Raw genomic sequence first — 18,807 nt, 5'->3', positions numbered from 1 at the left:
CAAGTTTGACTCATTTTTCCAGTGACCCGCTACAGGTGATCCCATGGCTTTTTCCGAACGTGTCTCGCGCCTCAAAAGTTCTTTGATTCGAGAAATCCTTGCGGCGGCGCAGCGCCCGGAAGTGATGTCGTTCGCCGGCGGCCTGCCGGCCGAGGCCATGCTGCCGAAAGTGGAGTGGGCGGCCATGCCATTGTCCATGGGCCAGTACGGCATGAGTGAAGGTGAACCGGCCCTGCGCGAAGCCTTGGCGGCTCAGGCACGTTCCTTGGGCCTGGCCTGCGAGGCGAGCCAGGTGCTGGTGGTCAGCGGTTCCCAGCAAACCCTCGACCTGGCGGCCAAGCTGCACATCGACGTGGGTACCGAAGTGATGCTCGAAGCGCCGACTTATCTGGCGGCGTTGCAGATTTTCCAGCTGTTCGGCGCCGACTGCATCACCGTGCCTCTGGAAGCCGACGGCCCAGACCTGAAGCAATTGCGGGCTCGCCTGGAGCGGCATCGGCCGGCGTTCATTTACCTGATTCCGACCTTCCAGAACCCCTCGGCGGTGCGCTACAGCGAGGCCAAGCGCGACGCGGTGGCGGCCTTGCTGGATGAGTTTGGCGTGACCCTGATCGAGGACGAACCCTACCGCGAACTGACCTTCGACGGCGGCAGCGCCACGCCGATTGCCAGTCGCTTGAAGAAGGCCAGTTGGATCTACACCGGCACGGTGTCGAAAACCCTGTTGCCGGGGCTGCGGGTAGGTTATTTGATCGCCAGTGCGGATCTGTTCCCGCACCTGTTGCGGCTCAAGCAGTCGGCGGACCTGCACACCAATCGCATCGGTCAATGGCAGGCGCTGCAGTGGATCGGCACCGAGCAGTACCGTCTTCATTTGAGTGAGCTGCGGGATTTCTACCGCGACCGTCGCGACCGCTTCCAGGCTGCGCTGCAAAAGCATTTTTCCGACATCGCGGATTGGAACGTGCCCCAGGGCGGATTGTTTTTCTGGCTGACTCTCAAACAACCGCTGGACACCCGCACCTTGCTCGCCGCCGCGCTGGCGGCCGATGTTGCGTTCATGCCGGGGGAGCCGTTCTTTCCGGAGCCGGACAAGCATCCGGGGCACTTGCGCTTGAATTTCAGCCACATTGATCCGGCGCGGTTGGATGAAGGGCTCAAGCGGTTGGCGGGGGTAGTGCGGGGGGCTTTGGCGGTGAAAGCAGCTTGAGTCATGCGGTGACTGGGCGGGCCCCATCGCGAGCAGGCTCGCTCCCACAGGGCTCTCCAGTTACCTACAGTTTCATTGTGGGAGCGAGCCTGCTCGCGATAGGGGTCCGCAAACACACCACAATTATCAGACCGCAGAAAACCGCTTATCCAGATAATCAATGATCACCTTGGACTCATACATCCAGGAGGTCTGGCCATTCTCTTCGATACGTAGGCATGGCACCTTGATCCTGCCGCCTTGTTCCAGCAGTGTCTGACGATCCTGCTCGTTGTTTTTCGCATCGCGCAGGGCCACCGGCACGTTGAGGCGGCGCAGGGTGCGGCGGGTCTTCACGCAGAACGGGCAGGCGTGGAATTGATAGAGCGTCAGGCTGCGGGCGGCCTGGTCGACCTGCGCCTGGGCCTCGGCCGGGCGCTGTTTCTTGCCGGGGCGGGTGATGAAGTCGATGAAGATGATGAGCTGGCCCAGGCCAACTCGAAGCGCTTTGACAATCACGGTATTAAGCCTCGCGGCAGGGAAGAAGAGGGCGCGCAGCTTACCTGATTTTTCCCGGGCGAAAAAAAACCGGCGATGCATGCCGGTTTTTTAAACGCCACGGATTACTTGATGAGGCTGAGGAATTCGCTGCGGGTCGCGGCGTTTTCCCGGAACTCGCCGAGCATCACCGAGGTGATCATCGAGGAATTCTGCTTTTCCACACCGCGCATCATCATGCACATGTGCTTGGCCTCGATCACCACCGCCACGCCCAGGGCGCCGGTCACTTGCTGGACCGCGTCGGCGATCTGGCGGCTGAGGTTTTCCTGGATCTGCAGGCGACGGGCATACATATCGACGATGCGCGCGACTTTCGACAGCCCCAGCACCTTGCCGCTCGGGATATAGGCCACATGGGCCTTGCCGATGAAAGGCAACAGATGATGCTCGCACAGCGAGTACAACTCGATGTCCTTGACCAGCACCATCTCGCTGTTGTCGGAGCTGAACAAGGCACCGTTGGTGACTTCTTCCAGGGTCTGTTCATAACCGCGGCAGAGGTACTGCATGGCCTTGGCAGCACGCTTGGGCGTGTCGAGCAGGCCCTCGCGGGAAACGTCCTCGCCCAGTTGGCCGAGAATCGCGGTGTAATTCTGTTCCAGAGACATGAAACTACCTGTGGGATTTTACGCAAAGGGCAAGGGTACGGTGGCGGACACGGCGCTGCAAGCTCGGCAATCGCGGGCTACTCGTCGCGACCTTCCATCATGGTGCGCTTGAGCATCACGTACACCGCCCCGGCACCGCCGTGTTTCGCCTGGCAGGAGGTGAAGCCCAGCACTTGCGGGTGCTGGCGCAACCAGGTATTGACGTGGCTCTTGATCATGGGCCGCTTGCCGTCCAGGCGCACGGCTTTGCCGTGGGTGACGCGCACGCAGCGGATTTCGAATCTGGTGGCTTCGGCCAGGAATGCCCAGAGGGTTTCCCGGGCTTTTTCGACGCTCATGCCGTGCAGGTCGAGGCTGCCTTCGAAGGGGATCTGGCCGACCTTCAGCTTGCGCATCTGGCTTTCCTGGACGCCGTCGCGCGCCCACATCAACTCGTCTTCCGGGCCGACGTCGATCACGAACTGATCGGACAAACCGTCCACGGTCGTGGCGTCGGTGCGTACGGTGGCGGCCTGGCGCAGCTTGGCGATCTGTGCGCGATCAGCCTTGGGCTTGCCGGTCTCGGCACGGTCGTGCTTGATCGGTTTTACGCCCTGGATCGCACTTTTGAACAGGGAAAAGTCGTCGTCTTGCATGTCAGCCTCCGCGAAGGCCGGCCAGTTTACCCAACTCTGGCGGGATCAGGCGCGACAAAACGTCGGATGGTGGGTCAGTCGTGCTTTTTCATCAGGTGCGGAGCCATGGCCAGCTCCAGGGATTGGCGGGCGCGACGGCGGCAACGGCGCCAGAGCCAGACGCCCAACAGCAATACGACAAGACCGACAGCCAGGATGATCGCCGAACCCAGCGGGGTGGCATTCAACTCGCCCAGTGCGGGGGGACGGCCCAGCAGGCTGGCCGCACCGGCCATGGCCAGTAATACACCGAGTGTTGCCAGGAGCGCAGCGATCGCCGCGCCGAAACGAAACCGCCAGTTGCTCGGGCCTTTGGGCCGCAAGCGACGTGCGTCAAAACCATCGGATAACTTCATTCCGACCTTCCTCAATGGGTATCGGCCCTTCGACCGGAAGATATTCGGGTTGTTCCTGAAGGTAGGGCAATTGCGGCAAATGAGAGGCTTTTGCGGATGAGCGGCAGGGCGGGCCGCTCATCAAGGCGCATCAGATGAAGTCGCGGGTCAGGGCCAGGGTGGCGAAGTTGTCGGCCATGATCGCCATTTCGGTCTGTTGTACGTGCTCGGCGCTGAGGACTCCGCCCTTGTATGGCAGGTCGCGGGTGGCGCAGGCGTCTTCCACCAGGGTGCAGCGAAAGCCCAGGTTCTTGGCGGCGCGCACAGTGGTGCTGACGCTGGAATGGCTCATGAACCCGCACACGATCAGGTCCAGGGGGCCGAAGTCTTCCAGGCGCTTTTTCAGTTCGGTGCCGTGGAAGGCGCTGGGCAGCAACTTTTCGACCACGGTTTCGTCACCCTGGGGTTCGAGGCCGGGAATGAACTCCCCGCGTTCGCCTTGTGGATCGAACAGCCCGCCATGGGTGCCCAGGTGGCGCACATGCACGATCGGTCGACCGGCTGCACGGGCCGCACCGAGCAATTGCTTGATGTTCGCGACGGCTGCATCCATGCCGCTCAGGGCCAGGGGACCTGCGAGGTATTCTTTCTGGGCATCGATGATGATCAGGGTCGCTTGACTCAGATTGGCCGCCGCATAACCACGGCCGCTGAGTTGAAACATCGTTTTTGGAACGGACATTCTGGGGCTCCTTCGAGTGGGGCTTTTGCGACATTGTCCTCTGGCTGAGCGGTTCTGTGAATCGCTTCCATCGCAAGGGCCGCCGTTGCTGGCCTACAGCCTTGTCAAGATGCCCGTCTTGTTCAATAGGTGAATCAAAAAACGGATAATTCCTACGATTGCTTCGGGTATTTTCGTTCGTCATCGGCGCGTGTTTGGGCAGCACCGCGTTTGGCTGATAGACTCGCCCGTCGATTTTTCTGGAGTTTGCCGCCGTGATCACTTCCCGTCTCCGTACCCTGCGCGACCATATCCGTTGGGCCGTCAGTCGTTTCCATGGGGAGGATCTGTTTTTCGGTCATGGCACCGATAACGCGTGGGACGAAGCCCGGCAACTGGTGTTGGGCGCATTGCACCTGCCATGGGAAATTGCCGACAGCTACCTGGACTGCCGCCTTGAAGACGAAGAGCTGGTCCATGTGCAGCGTCTGTTGCGCCGACGCATTGCCGAGCGCATCCCGGCGGCCTACCTGCTGGGTGAGGCCTGGTTCTGCGGGATGTCTTTTATCGTCGACGAACGGGTGCTGATTCCGCGCTCGCCTATCGGCGAACTGATCGAAAAGCGTTTCGAGCCTTGGTTGGGCCAGGAGCCTGCACGGATTCTCGACCTGTGCACCGGTTCCGGTTGCATCGGCATTGCCTGTGCCTATGAGTTCCCGGAGGCCGAAGTGGTGCTGGCCGACCTGTCGTTCGAAGCGCTGGAAGTGGCCAACCAGAACATCGAGCGGCATGGTGTCGACGAGCGCGTGTTCACCGTCCAGGGCGATGGTTTCGAGGGATTGCCGGGGCAACGTTTCGACCTGATCGTGTCGAACCCGCCCTACGTCGACGCGGAAGATTTCGCCGACATGCCGCCGGAGTACCAGCATGAGCCGGAGCTGGGCCTGGCCTGTGGCGATGACGGCTTGAACCTGGTTCGCCGGATGCTGGCCGAGGCGGCCGATCATCTGACCGAGAAGGGGCTGTTGATCGTCGAGGTGGGCAACAGCCAGGTGCACGTCGAGGCGTTGTACCCGGAAGTCGATTTCGCCTGGCTCGACTTCGAGCGCGGTGGTCATGGTGTGTTCATGCTCAGCGCCGAGCAGTGCCGCCAGCATCAGGCGGTGTTTGCTTCGCGAGTGTGATCCGATTGATTTCGGGGAGCCAACCTGTGGGAGCGAGCCTGCTCGCGATGACGGTGTGTCAGTCACTTAAGTGCCGCTGACACGACGCTATCGCGAGCAGGCTCGCTCCCACAGAGCTCACTTGCAGTGTGCAGTCTTAGTGCCGCGTCGCAATCCAGATCAGCAACCCCGCCTGGAACATGGCGAAAGCCACCAGGCAGGTGATGGTGAAGCGCAGGCCGGTGTCTTCACGCTTGAACTTGTTGACCTTTTCTTCTTGCTGCTTGAGTTTGACTTCTTGTTCCGCCAGGTTCTGCTCGGCTTGTTGCAGCATCTGCGCGGCTTCAAGGATTTCCACGAACTGCAGCTTCTCGGTGTTCCAGTCCCCCAGCAGATCGCCAACGTGGGTTGGCTTGACGCTGCCCTTGAGGTGCTGGGCGTCGGCGTAGGCCACTTCGAAGCCTTGGGCCTTGAGAAAACGGTCGCGGCGCAGGCGAGTGTCTTCGTTCAGGGCGTCCTTGTTATCCAGGTCGGTACCGTCTACCTGGTAGGCCGACCAGCGTTTCTTGGCCCAGGTAATGCCCTGGGCCGCGAGGAAGCGGCCGATGCCACGGTTAAACGGCTCGACTTGCAGATTGTCCGGGGAAAAAAACAAACGTTTTTCGACGTGGTCGGCCCAGACGTCCAGGTGATTCTGTTCCTTGCGCACGCGCTGGTTCGGCAGCTGGATGCTCATGCGCAGCAGGCTGCGCTCCTTGCTGTGGCGCTCGACATAGCTGAACTCGACAAACCGCAGCGGCCGCACACCGGTGGCGCGGTCGGTCTTGAGCGGGGCCAGGCGGAGCATCTTGTGATGCTCGGTGTGCACGTCGGCCCACGGCAACTCCACCGCAGACGAGGCGGGGGCTTCGGCGGCGGTGTCGGGGGAAGTTTGAGTTTCAGTCATAACGGCAAAGTCCTGTCCAGGCCGGCTGGTCGGTAGCCATTGCGCTATCCGACACAGTGCTATCGGCCGTTTTTTAAAGGACTGGAGGGCTAGTTGCCACTAAAACCGCTCAACGGGCGGCTAACGCGTCAATAAAACGCAGAATCCGTGCACCGAGCTCGGCCGCCAGGGGCAGGTTCGGGTCCTTGTAGGAAGCCAGTTGCCGCTTCACGTCGTTGGGCACGATGCGCATCACGTGGTTCATGCCCTCGATCAGCGCCAGTTCGGCGTCGGGCTTGGCGGCTTTCAACTGTTTGGCGTCATCGATGCTGACCTGGATGTCATTGCTGCCCTGGATGATCAAGGCCGGCATCTTCAGCGCCGCGAAGGCACGGGCCGGGTCCTGGCGGAACAGCGAGATCAGGTACGGCTGCACACTGGGGCGGAAAATGACCTGCAGTTGCGCCGGCACGTTGTCGTCGACTCGACCGGCCTTGAGGCTGTCGAGTAGTTCGTTGCTGCGCAGCATCAGGGGCGGTGGCAGGCGGTTGCTCAGTTGTTGACGCAGCACCTGGTCGATTGGCCGGGCGCTGCCGGACAGCGAAATCACCGCCGCTGCGTTGGCCTGGGGCGCGGCAAGGCTGGCGATCAACGCGCCTTCACTGTGGCCCAGCAAAATCACCGGGCCCAGGCGCGGATCGGCGGCGAGCTTGTGGCTCCAGGCTACGGCGTCGGCCACATAGGCCTCGACGCTCAGGTTGCGCTCGTCCGGTGTCGCCGCGAGGCTGGCGGCCACACCGCGTTTGTCGTAGCGCACACTGGCAATGTTATGCCTGGCCAGGACCCAGGCCAGGCGCTTGAGGCTGTCGTTGCGCCCGCCCTCGGGGTTGTTGCCGTCGCGATCCGTAGGGCCGGACCCGGAAATGATCAGCACGACCGGCACTGGCGTGTCGGACTTTGGCAGCAACAACGAGCCGAAAAGTTCACCACTGCCCGTGTCGAGGCTGATCGGGCGTTGCAGCACCGTGGCCTGGGTCAGGCCGCAAAACAGGCCGGTTAACAAGGTAAGGCTTAAGGCAAGCAGCTTTAACATCATCACGCCATTAGTTGCGAAGGTGCCGGTTGGACTGGCGGCCGCCGATAAGGTTCGAGGATGAACTACGCGGGGAGCCTGCGTATACTGGCGCCCACTACGAATCCAAGGTTGAGTCTCTCAGCGTTTTTCATGGAGCACCCTGCATGTCCGGCAATACCTACGGCAAGCTGTTCACTGTCACCACCGCGGGCGAAAGCCATGGCCCGGCGTTGGTCGCCATTGTCGACGGCTGCCCGCCGGGCCTGGAGATTTCCCTGGACGACCTGCAACGCGACCTGGACCGGCGCAAGCCCGGCACCAGCCGCCATACCACCCAGCGCCAGGAAGCCGATGAAGTCGAAATCCTGTCTGGTGTGTTCGAAGGGCGCACCACCGGCTGCGCCATCGGCCTGTTGATCCGCAACACCGACCAGAAGTCCAAGGACTACTCGGCCATCAAGGACCTGTTCCGCCCGGCCCACGCCGACTACACCTACCACCACAAATACGGTGAGCGCGACTACCGTGGCGGCGGTCGCAGCTCGGCCCGGGAAACCGCCATGCGCGTGGCGGCCGGGGCGATTGCCAAGAAGTACCTGGCCAGCCAGGGCATCGTCATTCGTGGCTACATGAGCCAGTTGGGGCCCATCGAAATCCCGTTCAAGACCTGGGACTCGGTAGAACAGAACGCCTTTTTCTGCCCTGATCCAGACAAGGTCCCGGAGCTCGAGGCCTACATGGACCAGTTGCGCCGGGACCAGGACTCGGTCGGCGCGAAGATTACTGTGGTCGCCGAAGGCGTGATGCCTGGCCTCGGCGAGCCGATCTTCGACCGTCTCGACGCCGAACTGGCCCATGCGCTGATGAGCATCAACGCGGTGAAGGGCGTGGAGATCGGCGCCGGTTTCGCCTGTGTCGCCCAGCGCGGCACCGAGCACCGTGACGAACTGACTCCGCAAGGTTTCCTGAGCAACAATGCCGGCGGCATCCTCGGTGGCATTTCCTCGGGCCAGCCAATCGTTGCTCACCTGGCCCTGAAGCCGACCTCCAGCATCACCACGCCGGGCCGCTCCATCGATATTCATGGCAACCCGGTGGACGTCATCACCAAGGGCCGTCACGACCCGTGCGTCGGCATCCGTGCCACGCCCATCGCCGAGGCGATGATGGCGATCGTGCTGATGGATCACCTGCTGCGTCATCGCGGCCAGAACGCCGATGTGCGGGTCGGCACCCCGGTGCTGGGTCAGCTTTGATGGCTGGCCTGCCGACCGCCGTGGCCTGACGACCATGGCGGCACTGCCGTACTGGCGGCTCTCCAGTTTTTATCTGTTCTATTTCGCCCTGCTCGGTTCGACGGCGCCATTCCTGGCGCTGTATTTCGATCACCTGGGGTTCAACGCAGCGCGCATCGGCGAGTTGGTGGCGATCCCGATGCTGATGCGTTGCGTGGCGCCGAACATCTGGGGCTGGCTGGGGGATTACACCGGCCGACGCCTGGCGATCGTGCGCTTTGGTGCGATCTGTACGCTGTTGACCTTCTCGCTGATCTTCATCGATAAAAGCTACGCCTGGCTGGCGATGGTCATGGCGCTGCATGCATTCTTCTGGCACGCGGTGTTGCCGCAGTTCGAAGTCATTACCCTGGCCCATTTGAGCGGCCAGGCGTCGCGCTACAGCCAGATCCGCCTGTGGGGCTCCATCGGTTTCATCATCACCGTGGTCCTGCTTGGTCGCCTGTTCGAATGGCTGAGCCTGGACATCTACCCGGTGGCGCTGGTGTTGATCATGGCCGGCATCATCCTCGCCAGCTTCTGGGTGCCCAACGCCCAGCCATTGCAGGGGGCGCGAGTCGCGGGGGAAGGCTTCCTGCGGCAACTGCGCAACCCTGGCGTACTGGCGTTCTACATCTGTGTGGGCCTGATGCAGGTGAGCCACGGGCCGTATTACACCTTTCTGACGTTGCACCTCGAACGCCTGGGCTACAGTCGCGGCTTGATCGGCATGCTGTGGGCGGTCGGTGTGGTGGCGGAAGTTCTGGTCTTCCTGCTGATGAGTCGGATCCTGGCGCGATTTTCCGTGCGCAGGGTATTGCTGGCGAGTTTCCTGCTGGCGGCGTTGCGCTGGCTGTTGTTGGGCTCGCTGGCCGAATTCCTCTGGGTGTTGTTATTCGCGCAAGTGCTGCACGCGGCGACCTTCGGCAGCTTTCACGCCGCCGCCATCCATTTCGTGCAACGCAGCTTTGGCCCTCGCCAGCAAGGCCAGGGGCAGGCGCTGTACGCGGCGCTGGCGGGCACGGGCGGGGCCTTGGGCGCGTTGTACTCCGGCTACAGTTGGAACGCCCTGGGCGCCAGTTGGACCTTCAGCCTCGCCAGCCTCGCCGCCTTCGCCGCAGCCGTTATCATTGCGACACGTATGCAAGAGGATCGGCCATGAGCCTTCGAACCGTTAATTTGCTGGAGCCATTGTCATGAGCAGCCTCGCCGTCTATCACGTTTCGAGCCCCGATATCCCGAACAAGGTGTTGACCCACTTCGAAGACATCACTGCGACACTGATCGAACAAGGCATTCACTTTGCCCGTTGGGAAGCGGCGGCGAAAATCCAGCCTGGTGCCCGCGAGGAAGACCTCATTGCGGCTTACCAGATTCAGATCGATGGGTTGATGACTGAGCGGGGGTACGTAGCGGTCGATGTAGTCAGTGTCAGCAGCGATCATCCGGAATCGGACGGGGGGCTTGATGAGTACCGCCATAGCCAGGACGAAGTACGGTTTTTCGTCACCGGTCGTGGTTTGTTTAACCTGCACATCGGCGATTATGTCTACGCGGTTTTGTGTGAGAGGAACGACCTGATAACGGTGCCTGCTGGTACGCGGCATTGGTTTGACGGAGGGGAGCGGCCGCATTTCGTTACGATCCGTTTGTCTGGTGATCCGCAGGGGGTGGTTGCTGAGCTCACCGGGGATGATATTGCTCGCCGGTTTCCTCGATTGGAGGATTGATCCGCGTTTGGCCCCAAAAGAAACCCCCCAAAAAAACGGCGCTTCCTATTTCTGAGAGAAGCGCCGTTTTTCTATGTGAACAGCAAAGCGGATTTTCCAGCAGACTCAAGCGCTGTGGTAAGTCGGCAGCGCAAACCGATGCTGGCTCTGCAACAGTGTGATCTGTGGCAACTCGCTGGCCTGTTCAGCCAGGTCACGACGAATCGCGCTGATCGCCCAGGACAACTGATCCCCGGCATGCAATTGAGCATAGGAAATCGTGCGTTTGAACAGCTTGCCGTCGCTATTACGCAAGGTCAGCAGAATGCCGCCATCCGGGCGGGGCTGAGTGGTCACTTCGTAGTTGGAAAACAGGGATGCAAACTTTTCTTGAATCATGTTCATAGTTGACTGCTCCATGGTATGGCAAACCGTGGAGGGATGGTTGCACTGTCTATGCCAGCATTTTATTCTCTAAAAAACCATTTAAAAACAATAAGTTACGTTTTTGTTGGATTTTCGCTTTCGTGCAACTTGCATGAATAGCCATCGTGCATCCTGCATTTTGCGTGGTCGGGCAAGGATTTTTGGAACCAAATCGTTTTCCGGCGCTCACGCTTCGCCTGTCTCGGCCAGCGGATACAAAACATTGCAAAAACCGCGTGTACAGCGTCGCAATCGCGGGCGTACTTTCGAGCCAAAATCACCGCCAGCCCATAACAAGAACCGAGACCCACGAGGTCGAACGGGGAAGATCACCATGAGTCGTACACCCAGCGACGCTATTACCTGGGGCATGATGCTGCGCAAGCTGCCAGTCATCGCCAAAGCCGTCCCCCGGATCGTCAAAGGCATGAAGCAGGCCAACGTCCAGGACCCGACCCAGCCTTGTGGCCTGGGCTGGTGTTTCGAACAGGCCACCCAACGCAATCCCCACGGCCCGGCGCTGCTGTGCGGCGATACAGTGTTGAGTTATGCACAGGTCAACGCGCAGGCCAATCGCATCGCTCATTACCTGTTGGCCCAGGGCATCGGCAAGGGCGACTGCGTGGCGATATTCATCGAGAACCGGCCACAGCTGTTGATCAGCGTGCTGGCGATGGCGAAGGTGGGCGCGGTCAGTGCCATGCTCAATACCTCGCAAACCGGCGATGCGCTGGTGCACAGCCTGGCCTTGGTCAATCCGGTCGCGATAGTGGTCGGGGATGAACGGGTTGCGGCTTTCAACGATGTGCGAGAGCGAACGGCGTTATCGAGCGCCAGGACCTGGTGGGTCGCGGATCAGGACAGTGCCGACGTCCCGTCCGGTTTTATCGACCTGATGGCTGGCTGCGAGGGTTACCCAGGTGATAACCCCGCGTGCAGCCGGCAGGTTTTCTGTAACGACCCGTGCTTTTATCTCTACACCTCGGGCACCACCGGGCTGCCCAAGGCCGGGGTGTTTCGCCATGGCCGCTGGATGCGCACGGCCACCAGCTTCGGTCTGATCGCCCTGGACATGCAACCCGCCGATGTCGTGTATTGCACCTTGCCGCTGTATCACGCCACGGGCCTGTGCGTGTGCTGGGGCGCGGCGATCTGTGGTGCATCGGGATTTGCGATCCGGCGCAAGTTCAGCGCAAGCCAGTTCTGGAGCGACGTACGTCGTTACCGGGCGACCACGCTGGGTTATGTCGGTGAGTTGTGCCGCTACCTGATCGATCAGCCTGTCGCTGCCGATGACCGCCATCACGGTGTGAAGAAAATGATCGGCAACGGCCTGCGGCCCGGGGCCTGGTCGACCTTCAAGACACGTTTCGGCATCGACCACATCTGCGAGCTGTATGCGGCCAGCGACGGCAATATCGGCTTTACCAACATCCTGAATTTCGACAACACCGTCGGTTTTTCCCTGATGGGCTGGGAACTGGTGCAGTACGACCATGACAGTGGCCTGCCGTTGCGCAATCTGCAGGGGCGTATGCAAAAAGTGCCCAGGGGCCAACCGGGCCTGCTGCTGGCGCGGATCGACGAAAAGGCGCCGCTGGACGGCTACACCGAGCAGGCCTTGACCGAAAAAACCATCTGCCGGGATGTCTTTGCGCCGGGCGACCGTTATTTCAACACAGGCGACCTGTTGCGTAACATTGGCTTCGGGCATGGGCAGTTCGTTGATCGCCTCGGTGATACCTATCGTTGGAAGGGCGAAAACGTCTCCACCACGGAAGTCGAAAATGTGTTGCTGCAACATCCCCAGGTAGCCGAGGCGGTGGCCTACGGCGTGGAGATCAACGGCACCAATGGCCGTGCCGGCATGGCGGCGATCACTCCGTCCGAATCCCTGGCGACCCTGGATTTCAGCGAGCTGTTGCAGTTCTTGCAATGCAAGTTGCCCGCCTATGCCGTGCCGCTGTTCCTGCGCATCAAGGTGAAAATGGACACCACCGGCACCTTCAAGTACCAGAAGACCCGCCTCAAGGCCGAAGCGTTCGACCCATGCGTCACCGGGGATGAACCGGTCTATGCCTGGCTGCCGGGCACCGATACTTATGTGCGGGTGGATCGGCAACTGGCGACCCGGATCCAGGACGGACAACTGCGTTATTGATTCTGGCTATGGCGGGCACAGTGAAAAAAGGGATGACAGCGCCCGGGTCCCTCGGGAAACTAGCCGTTTTGCGAAGACCCGAGTGGAGTTTCCCATGTCCGATACAAGCCGCCAGATGACCCCGGAAGAGGCTGCGGAGTTTGCCGAACAGGTGTTCAACGTCGCACGCCAGGGCGATGCAGCCATGATGGCCGCGCTGCTGAGCAAGGGCCTGCCGCCCAACCTGCGTAACCACAAGGGTGACACCCTTTTGATGCTGGCCGCTTACCACGGGCATGTGGAAACGGTGAAGGTGCTGCTGGAGCACAAGGCCGATCCGGAAATCCGCAACGACAACGGCCAGAGCCCGATTGCCGGTGCGGCGTTCAAGGGCGACCTGGCAGTGGTTTCGGCGCTGGTGGACGGCGGCGCGCAGGTGGAAGGCGCCTCCTTCGATGGCCGTACCGCACTGATGATGGCGGCGATGTTCAACCGGGTGGAAATCGTCGACTACCTGATCGGCAAAGGCGCTGATCCGAAAGCCAAGGACGCCAACGGCGTCTCGGCCCTGGATGCGGCCAGGACCATGGGGGCGGTGGACTCCACGGCGCAGTTGGAAAAGTTGTTGGGCTGACAGGCTAAACACCGATCCCGACGGCTTTTGTGGCGAGGGAGCTTGCTCCCGCTGGGCTGCGCAGCAGCCCCAAACCCAGCCACCGCAACCTGTCAGGTTTACCCTGTTCAGCGGATTTACGACTGCTTCGCAGCCGAGCGGGAGCAAGCTCCCTCGCCCCGGGTTCCTGACTCGACCGATGTGATGCGCTATCCTGCCCACCCTCAAAACACCTTCGCCACAGGATTCACCCCATGAAAGCCGCCCTCATCGAACTCATCGGCAAAATCAGCTCCGGCTGCCTTGGCGAGGCTGACATCGAGCGAATCGCCGACGAAGCGGCCCAGGCCTACGCCGATCCGACAGCTTTCCTGGCGGCCAACCCCGATATCAACTACGACGACACCTTCCCTATCTCGTTGGGTGAGTGGGTGGTAGTGGGCAGCCTGCCGGACACCGTGCTGTTCCAGGCCGACACTTACGTGGACCTGTTCGAACAGATCGTCGCCTCGTTCGGCCCCGGCGTGGCGTTCAATCTCAAGCCAAAGCAACTGGCGAAAACCGAAGCCTTGACCGCGCTCAACCGTATCCAGATCCAGATGAGCAGCCTGAACAAGGAAAACGGCGGCTACGTGCTGATGAACTTCAGCCAGTTGCTCGACGATGAATTGCAAATGGTGCTGGTCTACGGCAACGACGTGCCGCGGGTACTGCAACTGTGTGCCGAAGTCGGCATCGCCGCCGCGCCGTCCCTGGAAGCCCTCAAGATCGCGGTCCACGTCTGAAGCAATAAAACGGAACCCTTGCCTGGGGCCCGCTATCCTAAGGGTGCCTATCACCATTTGGGAGCGACACCATGGGTTCCACCTTCAACGGCCTGGTCGGCCTGATTATCCTGGCGCTCGATATCTGGGCGATCATCAATGTACTCAAGAGCGGCGCGGAAACCGGGATGAAAATCCTCTGGGTGCTGCTGATCCTGCTGTTGCCAGTGCTGGGCCTGATCATCTGGGCGATTGCCGGGCCGCGTGGCAACGTGCGGATTTGACCGCTCCACAACAATGCCCGGTCGCTTCGAACGACCGGGCATTTTTTATGCGTGGGTATTCAGGCCGTTGCCAGGGAAGGTTTCTGCGAGGCGCTCAAGAAACGTAGCAAGGCCAACAGCGGGAAGGCGCTGCCGACGATCACCACCCACAACCAGCCGCCGTGTTCGTACACCGCACTGGCAATCGATGAGCCGAAGGCGCCACCGACGAAGATACTGGTCATGTACAGCGCATTCAGGCGGCTGCGGCTCTTGGCATCGAGTGCGTAGATGGTGCGCTGGCCCAGGACCATGTTCATCTGCACACAAAAATCCAGGACCACCCCGGTCACCGCCAGGCCAATCACGCTGTAGAGCGGATGGATGAATGCTGGCAGGAAGCTCAGGCTAGCGAACAGCATCGCCAGTAGCGAGGCAATGCGGGTATGGCCGGCATCCGCCAGGCGACCGGCGATGGGCGCGGCGATGGCGCCTATGGCACCGACCAGGGCGAACAGGGCGATTTCAGTCTGGGACAGGCCATGGACGCGTGACAGTTCCAGCGGCACGGCGGTCCAGAATAGGCTGAACGTGGCGAACATGCAGGCTTGGTAGAAAGCCCGTTGCCGCAACAACGGTTGTTGGCGTAGCAGGGTGCCGAGCGAGCCCAGCAGTTGGCCATAAGTGGCGCTATGGTCGGGTTGGCGCTTGGGCACGGTCAGTGCCAGGACGATGCTGATCGCGGCCATCAACGCGGCGGCGATGATGAACATGGTCCGCCAGCCGAAGTGATCGGCCACGACGCTGGAGATCGGCCGCGCCAACAGGATCCCCAGCAGCAGGCCGCCCATGATCCCACCGACGACCCGGCCCCGGGATTCTTCCGGCGCCAGGTGCGCGGCCAACGGAATCAGGACTTGCACCGACACTGAACTGAACCCCACCAGCAGGGAGACCAGCAAGAATACATTCGGCTGGTCAGTGAACGCCGCCCCCAACAGGCTGGCAATCGCCACCAGCGTGGTGAGGATCATCAGCCGGCGGTTCTCCAGCAAGTCCCCCAGCGGCACCAGGAAAAACAGGCCCAAGGCATAACCGATCTGGGTCAACGAGACGATCAGGCTGGCCATGGTGCTGCTCAGGCCGACATCCGGCGCGATCAGTTCGATGATCGGTTGGGCGTAGTAGATGTTGGCGACGATGGCTCCGCAGCAGAAGGCGAACAGCAGGACCATGCCTCGGGTCAGGGTGGCGGGGTGGGCACTCATGGCAATCTCGTCAGAACAGGAAAGATGGCGTGAGGCTAAAGAGTTGTGCCGCTCTGGAACAGCGCTTTGTGGCTGATATCAGACATGCCTGTGGTTGATGATGGTTGCTGTGATGAGTGCTTTATGTGGCGAGGGAGCTTGCTCCCGCTTGAGTGCGAAGCGCTCATCGTTTTTCAGGGCGGCTTCGCCACCCAGCGGGAGCAAGCTCCCTCGCCACAAAAGCTCTCTGGCAACCCTATGCGATCAGTGCCTCACTGCCCGCTGTAGATCTGGTCGAAAATCCCACCGTCATTGAAGTGAGTCTTCTGCACCGTGCGCCAGTCGCCGAAGGTTTTTTCCACGGACAGGAAGTCCACTTTCGGGAAACGGTCGGTGTACTTGGCCAGTACCGCCGGGTCCCGTGGACGCAGGTAGTTGGCGGCGGCGATTTCCTGGCCTTCGGGCGACCACAGGTACTTGAGGTAGGCCTCGGCGGCCTCGCGAGAACCTTTCTTCTCGACCACTTTATCGACCACGCTCACCGGTGGCTCGGCTTCGGCAGAAACGCTCGGATAGATGACTTCGAACTGATCGCGGCCAAATTCGCGGGCGATCATCTCGGCTTCGTTTTCAAAGGTCACCAGCACATCGCCGATCTGGTTGGTCATGAAGGTGGTGGTGGCGGCGCGACCGCCGGTGTCGAGCACCGGCGCCTGCTTGAACAGCTTACCGACGAAGGCCTTGGCCTTGTTCTCGTCACCGCCATTCTTGAGCACGTAGCCCCAGGCCGACAGGTAGGTGTAGCGACCGTTGCCGGAGGTTTTCGGGTTGGGCACGATCACCTGCACACCGTCCTTGAGCAGGTCAGGCCAATCTTTCAGCGCTTTCGGGTTGCCTTTGCGCACGATGAATACGGTGGCCGAAGTGAACGGGGCACTGTTGTTCGGCAAGCGGGTGACCCAGTTTTCGGGCACCAGTTTGCCGTTGTCCGCCAGGGCGTTGATGTCGGTGGCCATGTTCATGGTGATGACGTCCGCCGGCAGCCCGTCGATCACCGAGCGCGCCTGCTTGCTGGAACCGCCGAATGACATCTGCACGGTGATGTTTTCGTTGTGCTCGGCTTGCCAATGTTTCTGGAAGGCGGTGTTGTAGTCCTTGTAGAAATCACGCATCACGTCGTAGGAAACGTTGAGCAGGGTCGGGGCGGCGTGAGCCAGGTTGCCAAAGGCCAGGCCAGCGGCGAGAAGGGAGGCGCCAAAGAAGTTCTTCACTGCGAATTCCTTTTTATTTGAAAGGGGTTCCGGGCAATTAGCCAGCACACTAGCGGCAAGCTAATAGGCCATCAAGCATTAAAAAGTGCTTTGCTTATTCCAATTTCTTAAACAACGCATTGCCACAGCGGGAGCAGAAAGCGGCACCGTGTTCGTGGTTGTTTTTGCTGCACACCGGGCAATCGTGCTTGAGCTGGTCACCGCGCATGGCCGTGGCCAGCTCTGCCGTGAAAATACCCGTAGGCACGGCGATGATCGAGTAACCGGTGATCATCACCAGGGATGACACCACCTGGCCCAGTGGCGTCTTGGGCACGATATCGCCGAAGCCCACCGTGGTCAGTGTCACGATAGCCCAATAGATGCCCTTGGGAATGCTGGTGAAACCGTGCTCAGGGCCTTCGATCACATACATCAGCGTGCCGAAGACGGTCACCAGGGTCGAGACGCTGACCAGGAATACAATGATTTTCTGTTTGCTGCCCCGCAGCGCCGCCATCAGGTAGTTGGCTTGCTTGAGGTAAGGACTGAGCTTGAGCACGCGGAAAATCCGCAGCATGCGGATGATCCGAATGATCAGCAGGTATTGGGCATCGCTGTAGTACAGCGCCAGGATCCCCGGCACGATCGCCAGCAGATCCACCAGGCCGTAGAAACTGAAGGCATAGCGCAACGGCTTGGGCGAGCAGTACAGGCGCAGGCCATATTCGACGATGAAGATGAAGGTGAAGCCCCACTCGATACCGGCCAGCAGGGCCGCATAGTTTTTGTGCACGCTGTCGATGCTGTCGAGCATCACGATCACCAGGCTGGCGAGGATGATCAACAGCAGGGTGCTGTCGAAGCGTCGGCCGGCCACGGTGTCGGTCTGGAAGATGATCACGTAGAGGCGTTCACGCCAGTTGTCGCTGCTTTGCATAATCTTCGCCTGAATCGGAATCAGCGAAGCCTAGGGCGATTGCCCCGCAGAGCGCAAGGCGCGCTGTCGAGGCTGGCCTGGCGCCACGCTCGGCCGGTGGCCTGGATCAACCAGCAGGCGAGGATGAACGGTGCGGTCAGGGGCGGCAGACCGAGGGCGATAAAGCCTGGCGTGAGCAAAACCGCCAGGAGGATGCCCATCAGCGGCAGCCATGGGCGGCGTTGTTGGCTGAGGGCCAGCGCCACCAACGCCGGGTTGTAACCGCCCAGGCCGGAAAGGGCGGTTGGGTTCTCATGCTGTAACAATGCGCAGGCAAGGCCGGCGGCGGAACCGAACAATGCCCAACCGGCGGCGCGACGGTCGGCCAGTAGCAGGCCCACAACAATCAGCGCACCGGCGGCAGGGTGGCCGAGAAACATGACTTGGCCCAGCCCGCTCAAATGAGCGGCCAGCAGGTTGGGTATCGTCATTTCAATCGAGGTGCCGGGGGACGGCGGCAGGGTGAAGCCCATCAGCAGCCAAGCCAACCCTACAAAGGGCGCGGTGTAGGCGGGCAGGCACTGAGGGCCTCGGGTGCGCTTGAGCCATTGCTGGGTCAGCATTGTGCCGAGACCGCCTGCGGCAATGATCAGCGGTGGTAACAGCACGGACCAGGGCAATACAAGACTCAGCAACAAGCCCAGCAGGATGCCGTTGTAGCTGAACAGGCCGGCTTGCCGGTCAGCCTTGGCGTAACCGCGTCGCTGGGCCGTGAGCAACCCGGCCACCCCACCCAGCAACGCGCCACCGACCAGGGCGGGTGCAGTGAGCAGAATCGCCAGCAGGCACAGCAGGCCGCACAGCGGATGGCGCTGGAGGAAGATCTGGCTGAAACCGTTGAGCAGGGCGGTGGCCCAGTCGGGGCAGTGGGTATGGGGCATGGCGGATATG

The 18,807-nt window shown here is 61.1% G+C and carries 21 protein-coding genes; 9 read left to right on the top strand and 12 right to left on the bottom strand.

Annotated features, from left to right (window positions below; translation table 11 throughout):
• Nucleotides 1–43 precede the first annotated feature (43 nt).
• Nucleotides 44–1,210, top strand: coding sequence for a PLP-dependent aminotransferase family protein (locus PSH86_RS22570; RefSeq protein WP_305485040.1), 1,167 nt, complete (start codon nucleotides 44–46; stop codon nucleotides 1,208–1,210).
• A gap of 126 nt (nucleotides 1,211–1,336) precedes the next feature.
• Here the strand turns inward: PSH86_RS22570 and PSH86_RS22565 are convergent, their stop codons facing one another.
• The 5 genes from PSH86_RS22565 to PSH86_RS22545 form a co-directional block, all read right to left on the bottom strand.
• Nucleotides 1,337–1,708 carry a glutathione S-transferase N-terminal domain-containing protein gene (locus PSH86_RS22565; protein ID WP_109754533.1) on the bottom strand — a complete coding sequence of 124 codons (372 nt, stop codon included), beginning with the start codon at nucleotides 1,706–1,708 and terminating at the stop codon, nucleotides 1,337–1,339.
• 104 nt (nucleotides 1,709–1,812) lie between these two features.
• Nucleotides 1,813–2,358, bottom strand: a complete 546-nt coding sequence (gene folE, locus PSH86_RS22560; RefSeq protein ID WP_003204506.1) for a GTP cyclohydrolase I FolE — start codon at nucleotides 2,356–2,358, stop codon at nucleotides 1,813–1,815.
• A 77-nt stretch (nucleotides 2,359–2,435) separates the two neighbouring features.
• Nucleotides 2,436–2,993, bottom strand: coding sequence for a Smr/MutS family protein (locus tag PSH86_RS22555; protein ID WP_053146321.1), 558 nt, complete (start codon nucleotides 2,991–2,993; stop codon nucleotides 2,436–2,438).
• A 74-nt stretch (nucleotides 2,994–3,067) separates the two neighbouring features.
• Nucleotides 3,068–3,388 (bottom strand): hypothetical protein, encoded by a 321-nt coding sequence (locus tag PSH86_RS22550; RefSeq protein ID WP_109754486.1) that lies wholly within the window; start codon nucleotides 3,386–3,388, stop codon nucleotides 3,068–3,070.
• Between the two features lie 130 nt (nucleotides 3,389–3,518).
• Nucleotides 3,519–4,109 carry a cysteine hydrolase family protein gene (locus PSH86_RS22545; protein WP_014339619.1) on the bottom strand — a complete coding sequence of 197 codons (591 nt, stop codon included), beginning with the start codon at nucleotides 4,107–4,109 and terminating at the stop codon, nucleotides 3,519–3,521.
• Nucleotides 4,110–4,363: 254 nt separating this feature from the next.
• Between PSH86_RS22545 and prmB the strand changes: the two genes are divergently transcribed.
• Nucleotides 4,364–5,272, top strand: coding sequence for a 50S ribosomal protein L3 N(5)-glutamine methyltransferase (gene prmB / locus PSH86_RS22540; protein ID WP_109754485.1), 909 nt, complete (start codon nucleotides 4,364–4,366; stop codon nucleotides 5,270–5,272).
• Nucleotides 5,273–5,408: 136 nt separating this feature from the next.
• Here prmB and PSH86_RS22535 read toward each other — a convergent pair whose 3' ends face one another.
• Nucleotides 5,409–6,197 (bottom strand): hypothetical protein, encoded by a 789-nt coding sequence (locus tag PSH86_RS22535; RefSeq protein WP_109754484.1) that lies wholly within the window; start codon nucleotides 6,195–6,197, stop codon nucleotides 5,409–5,411.
• A gap of 109 nt (nucleotides 6,198–6,306) precedes the next feature.
• The gene (locus tag PSH86_RS22530) at nucleotides 6,307–7,272 is read right to left on the bottom strand and encodes an alpha/beta hydrolase (protein WP_305485034.1); all 966 of its coding nucleotides are present in this window, start codon (nucleotides 7,270–7,272) and stop codon (nucleotides 6,307–6,309) included.
• A gap of 143 nt (nucleotides 7,273–7,415) precedes the next feature.
• On the opposite strand from PSH86_RS22530, the gene aroC reads away from it, so the two are divergent.
• From aroC to PSH86_RS22515, 3 genes are read left to right on the top strand one after another with little or no spacing between them, the layout of a single operon-like run.
• The gene (gene aroC, locus PSH86_RS22525) at nucleotides 7,416–8,507 is read left to right on the top strand and encodes a chorismate synthase (protein ID WP_109754482.1); all 1,092 of its coding nucleotides are present in this window, start codon (nucleotides 7,416–7,418) and stop codon (nucleotides 8,505–8,507) included.
• A gap of 34 nt (nucleotides 8,508–8,541) precedes the next feature.
• Nucleotides 8,542–9,687, top strand: coding sequence for an MFS transporter (locus tag PSH86_RS22520; protein WP_116834265.1), 1,146 nt, complete (start codon nucleotides 8,542–8,544; stop codon nucleotides 9,685–9,687).
• A 34-nt stretch (nucleotides 9,688–9,721) separates the two neighbouring features.
• A complete protein-coding gene (locus PSH86_RS22515) occupies nucleotides 9,722–10,255 on the top strand; it encodes an acireductone dioxygenase (RefSeq protein ID WP_176689290.1) in 534 nt (177 codons plus the stop codon).
• A gap of 105 nt (nucleotides 10,256–10,360) precedes the next feature.
• Here the strand turns inward: PSH86_RS22515 and PSH86_RS22510 are convergent, their stop codons facing one another.
• Nucleotides 10,361–10,639, bottom strand: a complete 279-nt coding sequence (locus PSH86_RS22510; RefSeq protein ID WP_003204481.1) for a DUF3509 domain-containing protein — start codon at nucleotides 10,637–10,639, stop codon at nucleotides 10,361–10,363.
• Between the two features lie 355 nt (nucleotides 10,640–10,994).
• Between PSH86_RS22510 and PSH86_RS22505 the strand changes: the two genes are divergently transcribed.
• The 4 genes from PSH86_RS22505 (at nucleotide 10,995) to PSH86_RS22490 (ending at nucleotide 14,461) form a co-directional block, all read left to right on the top strand.
• Nucleotides 10,995–12,821 (top strand): long-chain-acyl-CoA synthetase, encoded by a 1,827-nt coding sequence (locus PSH86_RS22505; RefSeq protein WP_163857280.1) that lies wholly within the window; start codon nucleotides 10,995–10,997, stop codon nucleotides 12,819–12,821.
• 94 nt (nucleotides 12,822–12,915) lie between these two features.
• Nucleotides 12,916–13,434: an ankyrin repeat domain-containing protein gene (locus PSH86_RS22500; protein WP_305485027.1), complete on the top strand. Its 519-nt coding sequence runs from the start codon at nucleotides 12,916–12,918 to the stop codon at nucleotides 13,432–13,434.
• Nucleotides 13,435–13,667: 233 nt separating this feature from the next.
• Entirely contained in the window at nucleotides 13,668–14,198 is a 531-nt protein-coding gene (locus tag PSH86_RS22495; RefSeq protein ID WP_305485025.1) for a hypothetical protein, read from the top strand.
• Nucleotides 14,199–14,269: 71 nt separating this feature from the next.
• A complete protein-coding gene (locus tag PSH86_RS22490; protein WP_003204476.1) occupies nucleotides 14,270–14,461 on the top strand; it encodes a PLDc N-terminal domain-containing protein in 192 nt (63 codons plus the stop codon).
• 59 nt (nucleotides 14,462–14,520) lie between these two features.
• Here PSH86_RS22490 and PSH86_RS22485 read toward each other — a convergent pair whose 3' ends face one another.
• The 4 genes from PSH86_RS22485 to PSH86_RS22470 form a co-directional block, all read right to left on the bottom strand.
• Nucleotides 14,521–15,708 (bottom strand): MFS transporter, encoded by a 1,188-nt coding sequence (locus PSH86_RS22485; RefSeq protein WP_109754477.1) that lies wholly within the window; start codon nucleotides 15,706–15,708, stop codon nucleotides 14,521–14,523.
• A gap of 251 nt (nucleotides 15,709–15,959) precedes the next feature.
• The gene (locus PSH86_RS22480) at nucleotides 15,960–16,958 is read right to left on the bottom strand and encodes a sulfate ABC transporter substrate-binding protein (protein ID WP_109754476.1); all 999 of its coding nucleotides are present in this window, start codon (nucleotides 16,956–16,958) and stop codon (nucleotides 15,960–15,962) included.
• 94 nt (nucleotides 16,959–17,052) lie between these two features.
• Nucleotides 17,053–17,877 carry an ion transporter gene (locus tag PSH86_RS22475; protein ID WP_109754475.1) on the bottom strand — a complete coding sequence of 275 codons (825 nt, stop codon included), beginning with the start codon at nucleotides 17,875–17,877 and terminating at the stop codon, nucleotides 17,053–17,055.
• A 20-nt stretch (nucleotides 17,878–17,897) separates the two neighbouring features.
• Entirely contained in the window at nucleotides 17,898–18,797 is a 900-nt protein-coding gene (locus PSH86_RS22470; RefSeq protein WP_305485021.1) for an urea transporter, read from the bottom strand.
• Nucleotides 18,798–18,807: the final 10 nt, after the last annotated feature.

The sequence above is a fragment of the Pseudomonas sp. FP2300 genome, from assembly GCF_030687595.1.
GTDB classification, from domain to species: Bacteria; Pseudomonadota; Gammaproteobacteria; order Pseudomonadales; family Pseudomonadaceae; genus Aquipseudomonas; species Aquipseudomonas bijieensis.
Note: the sequence above shows the minus strand (reverse complement) of the source record. Positions and strands in the feature narration are given on the sequence as shown.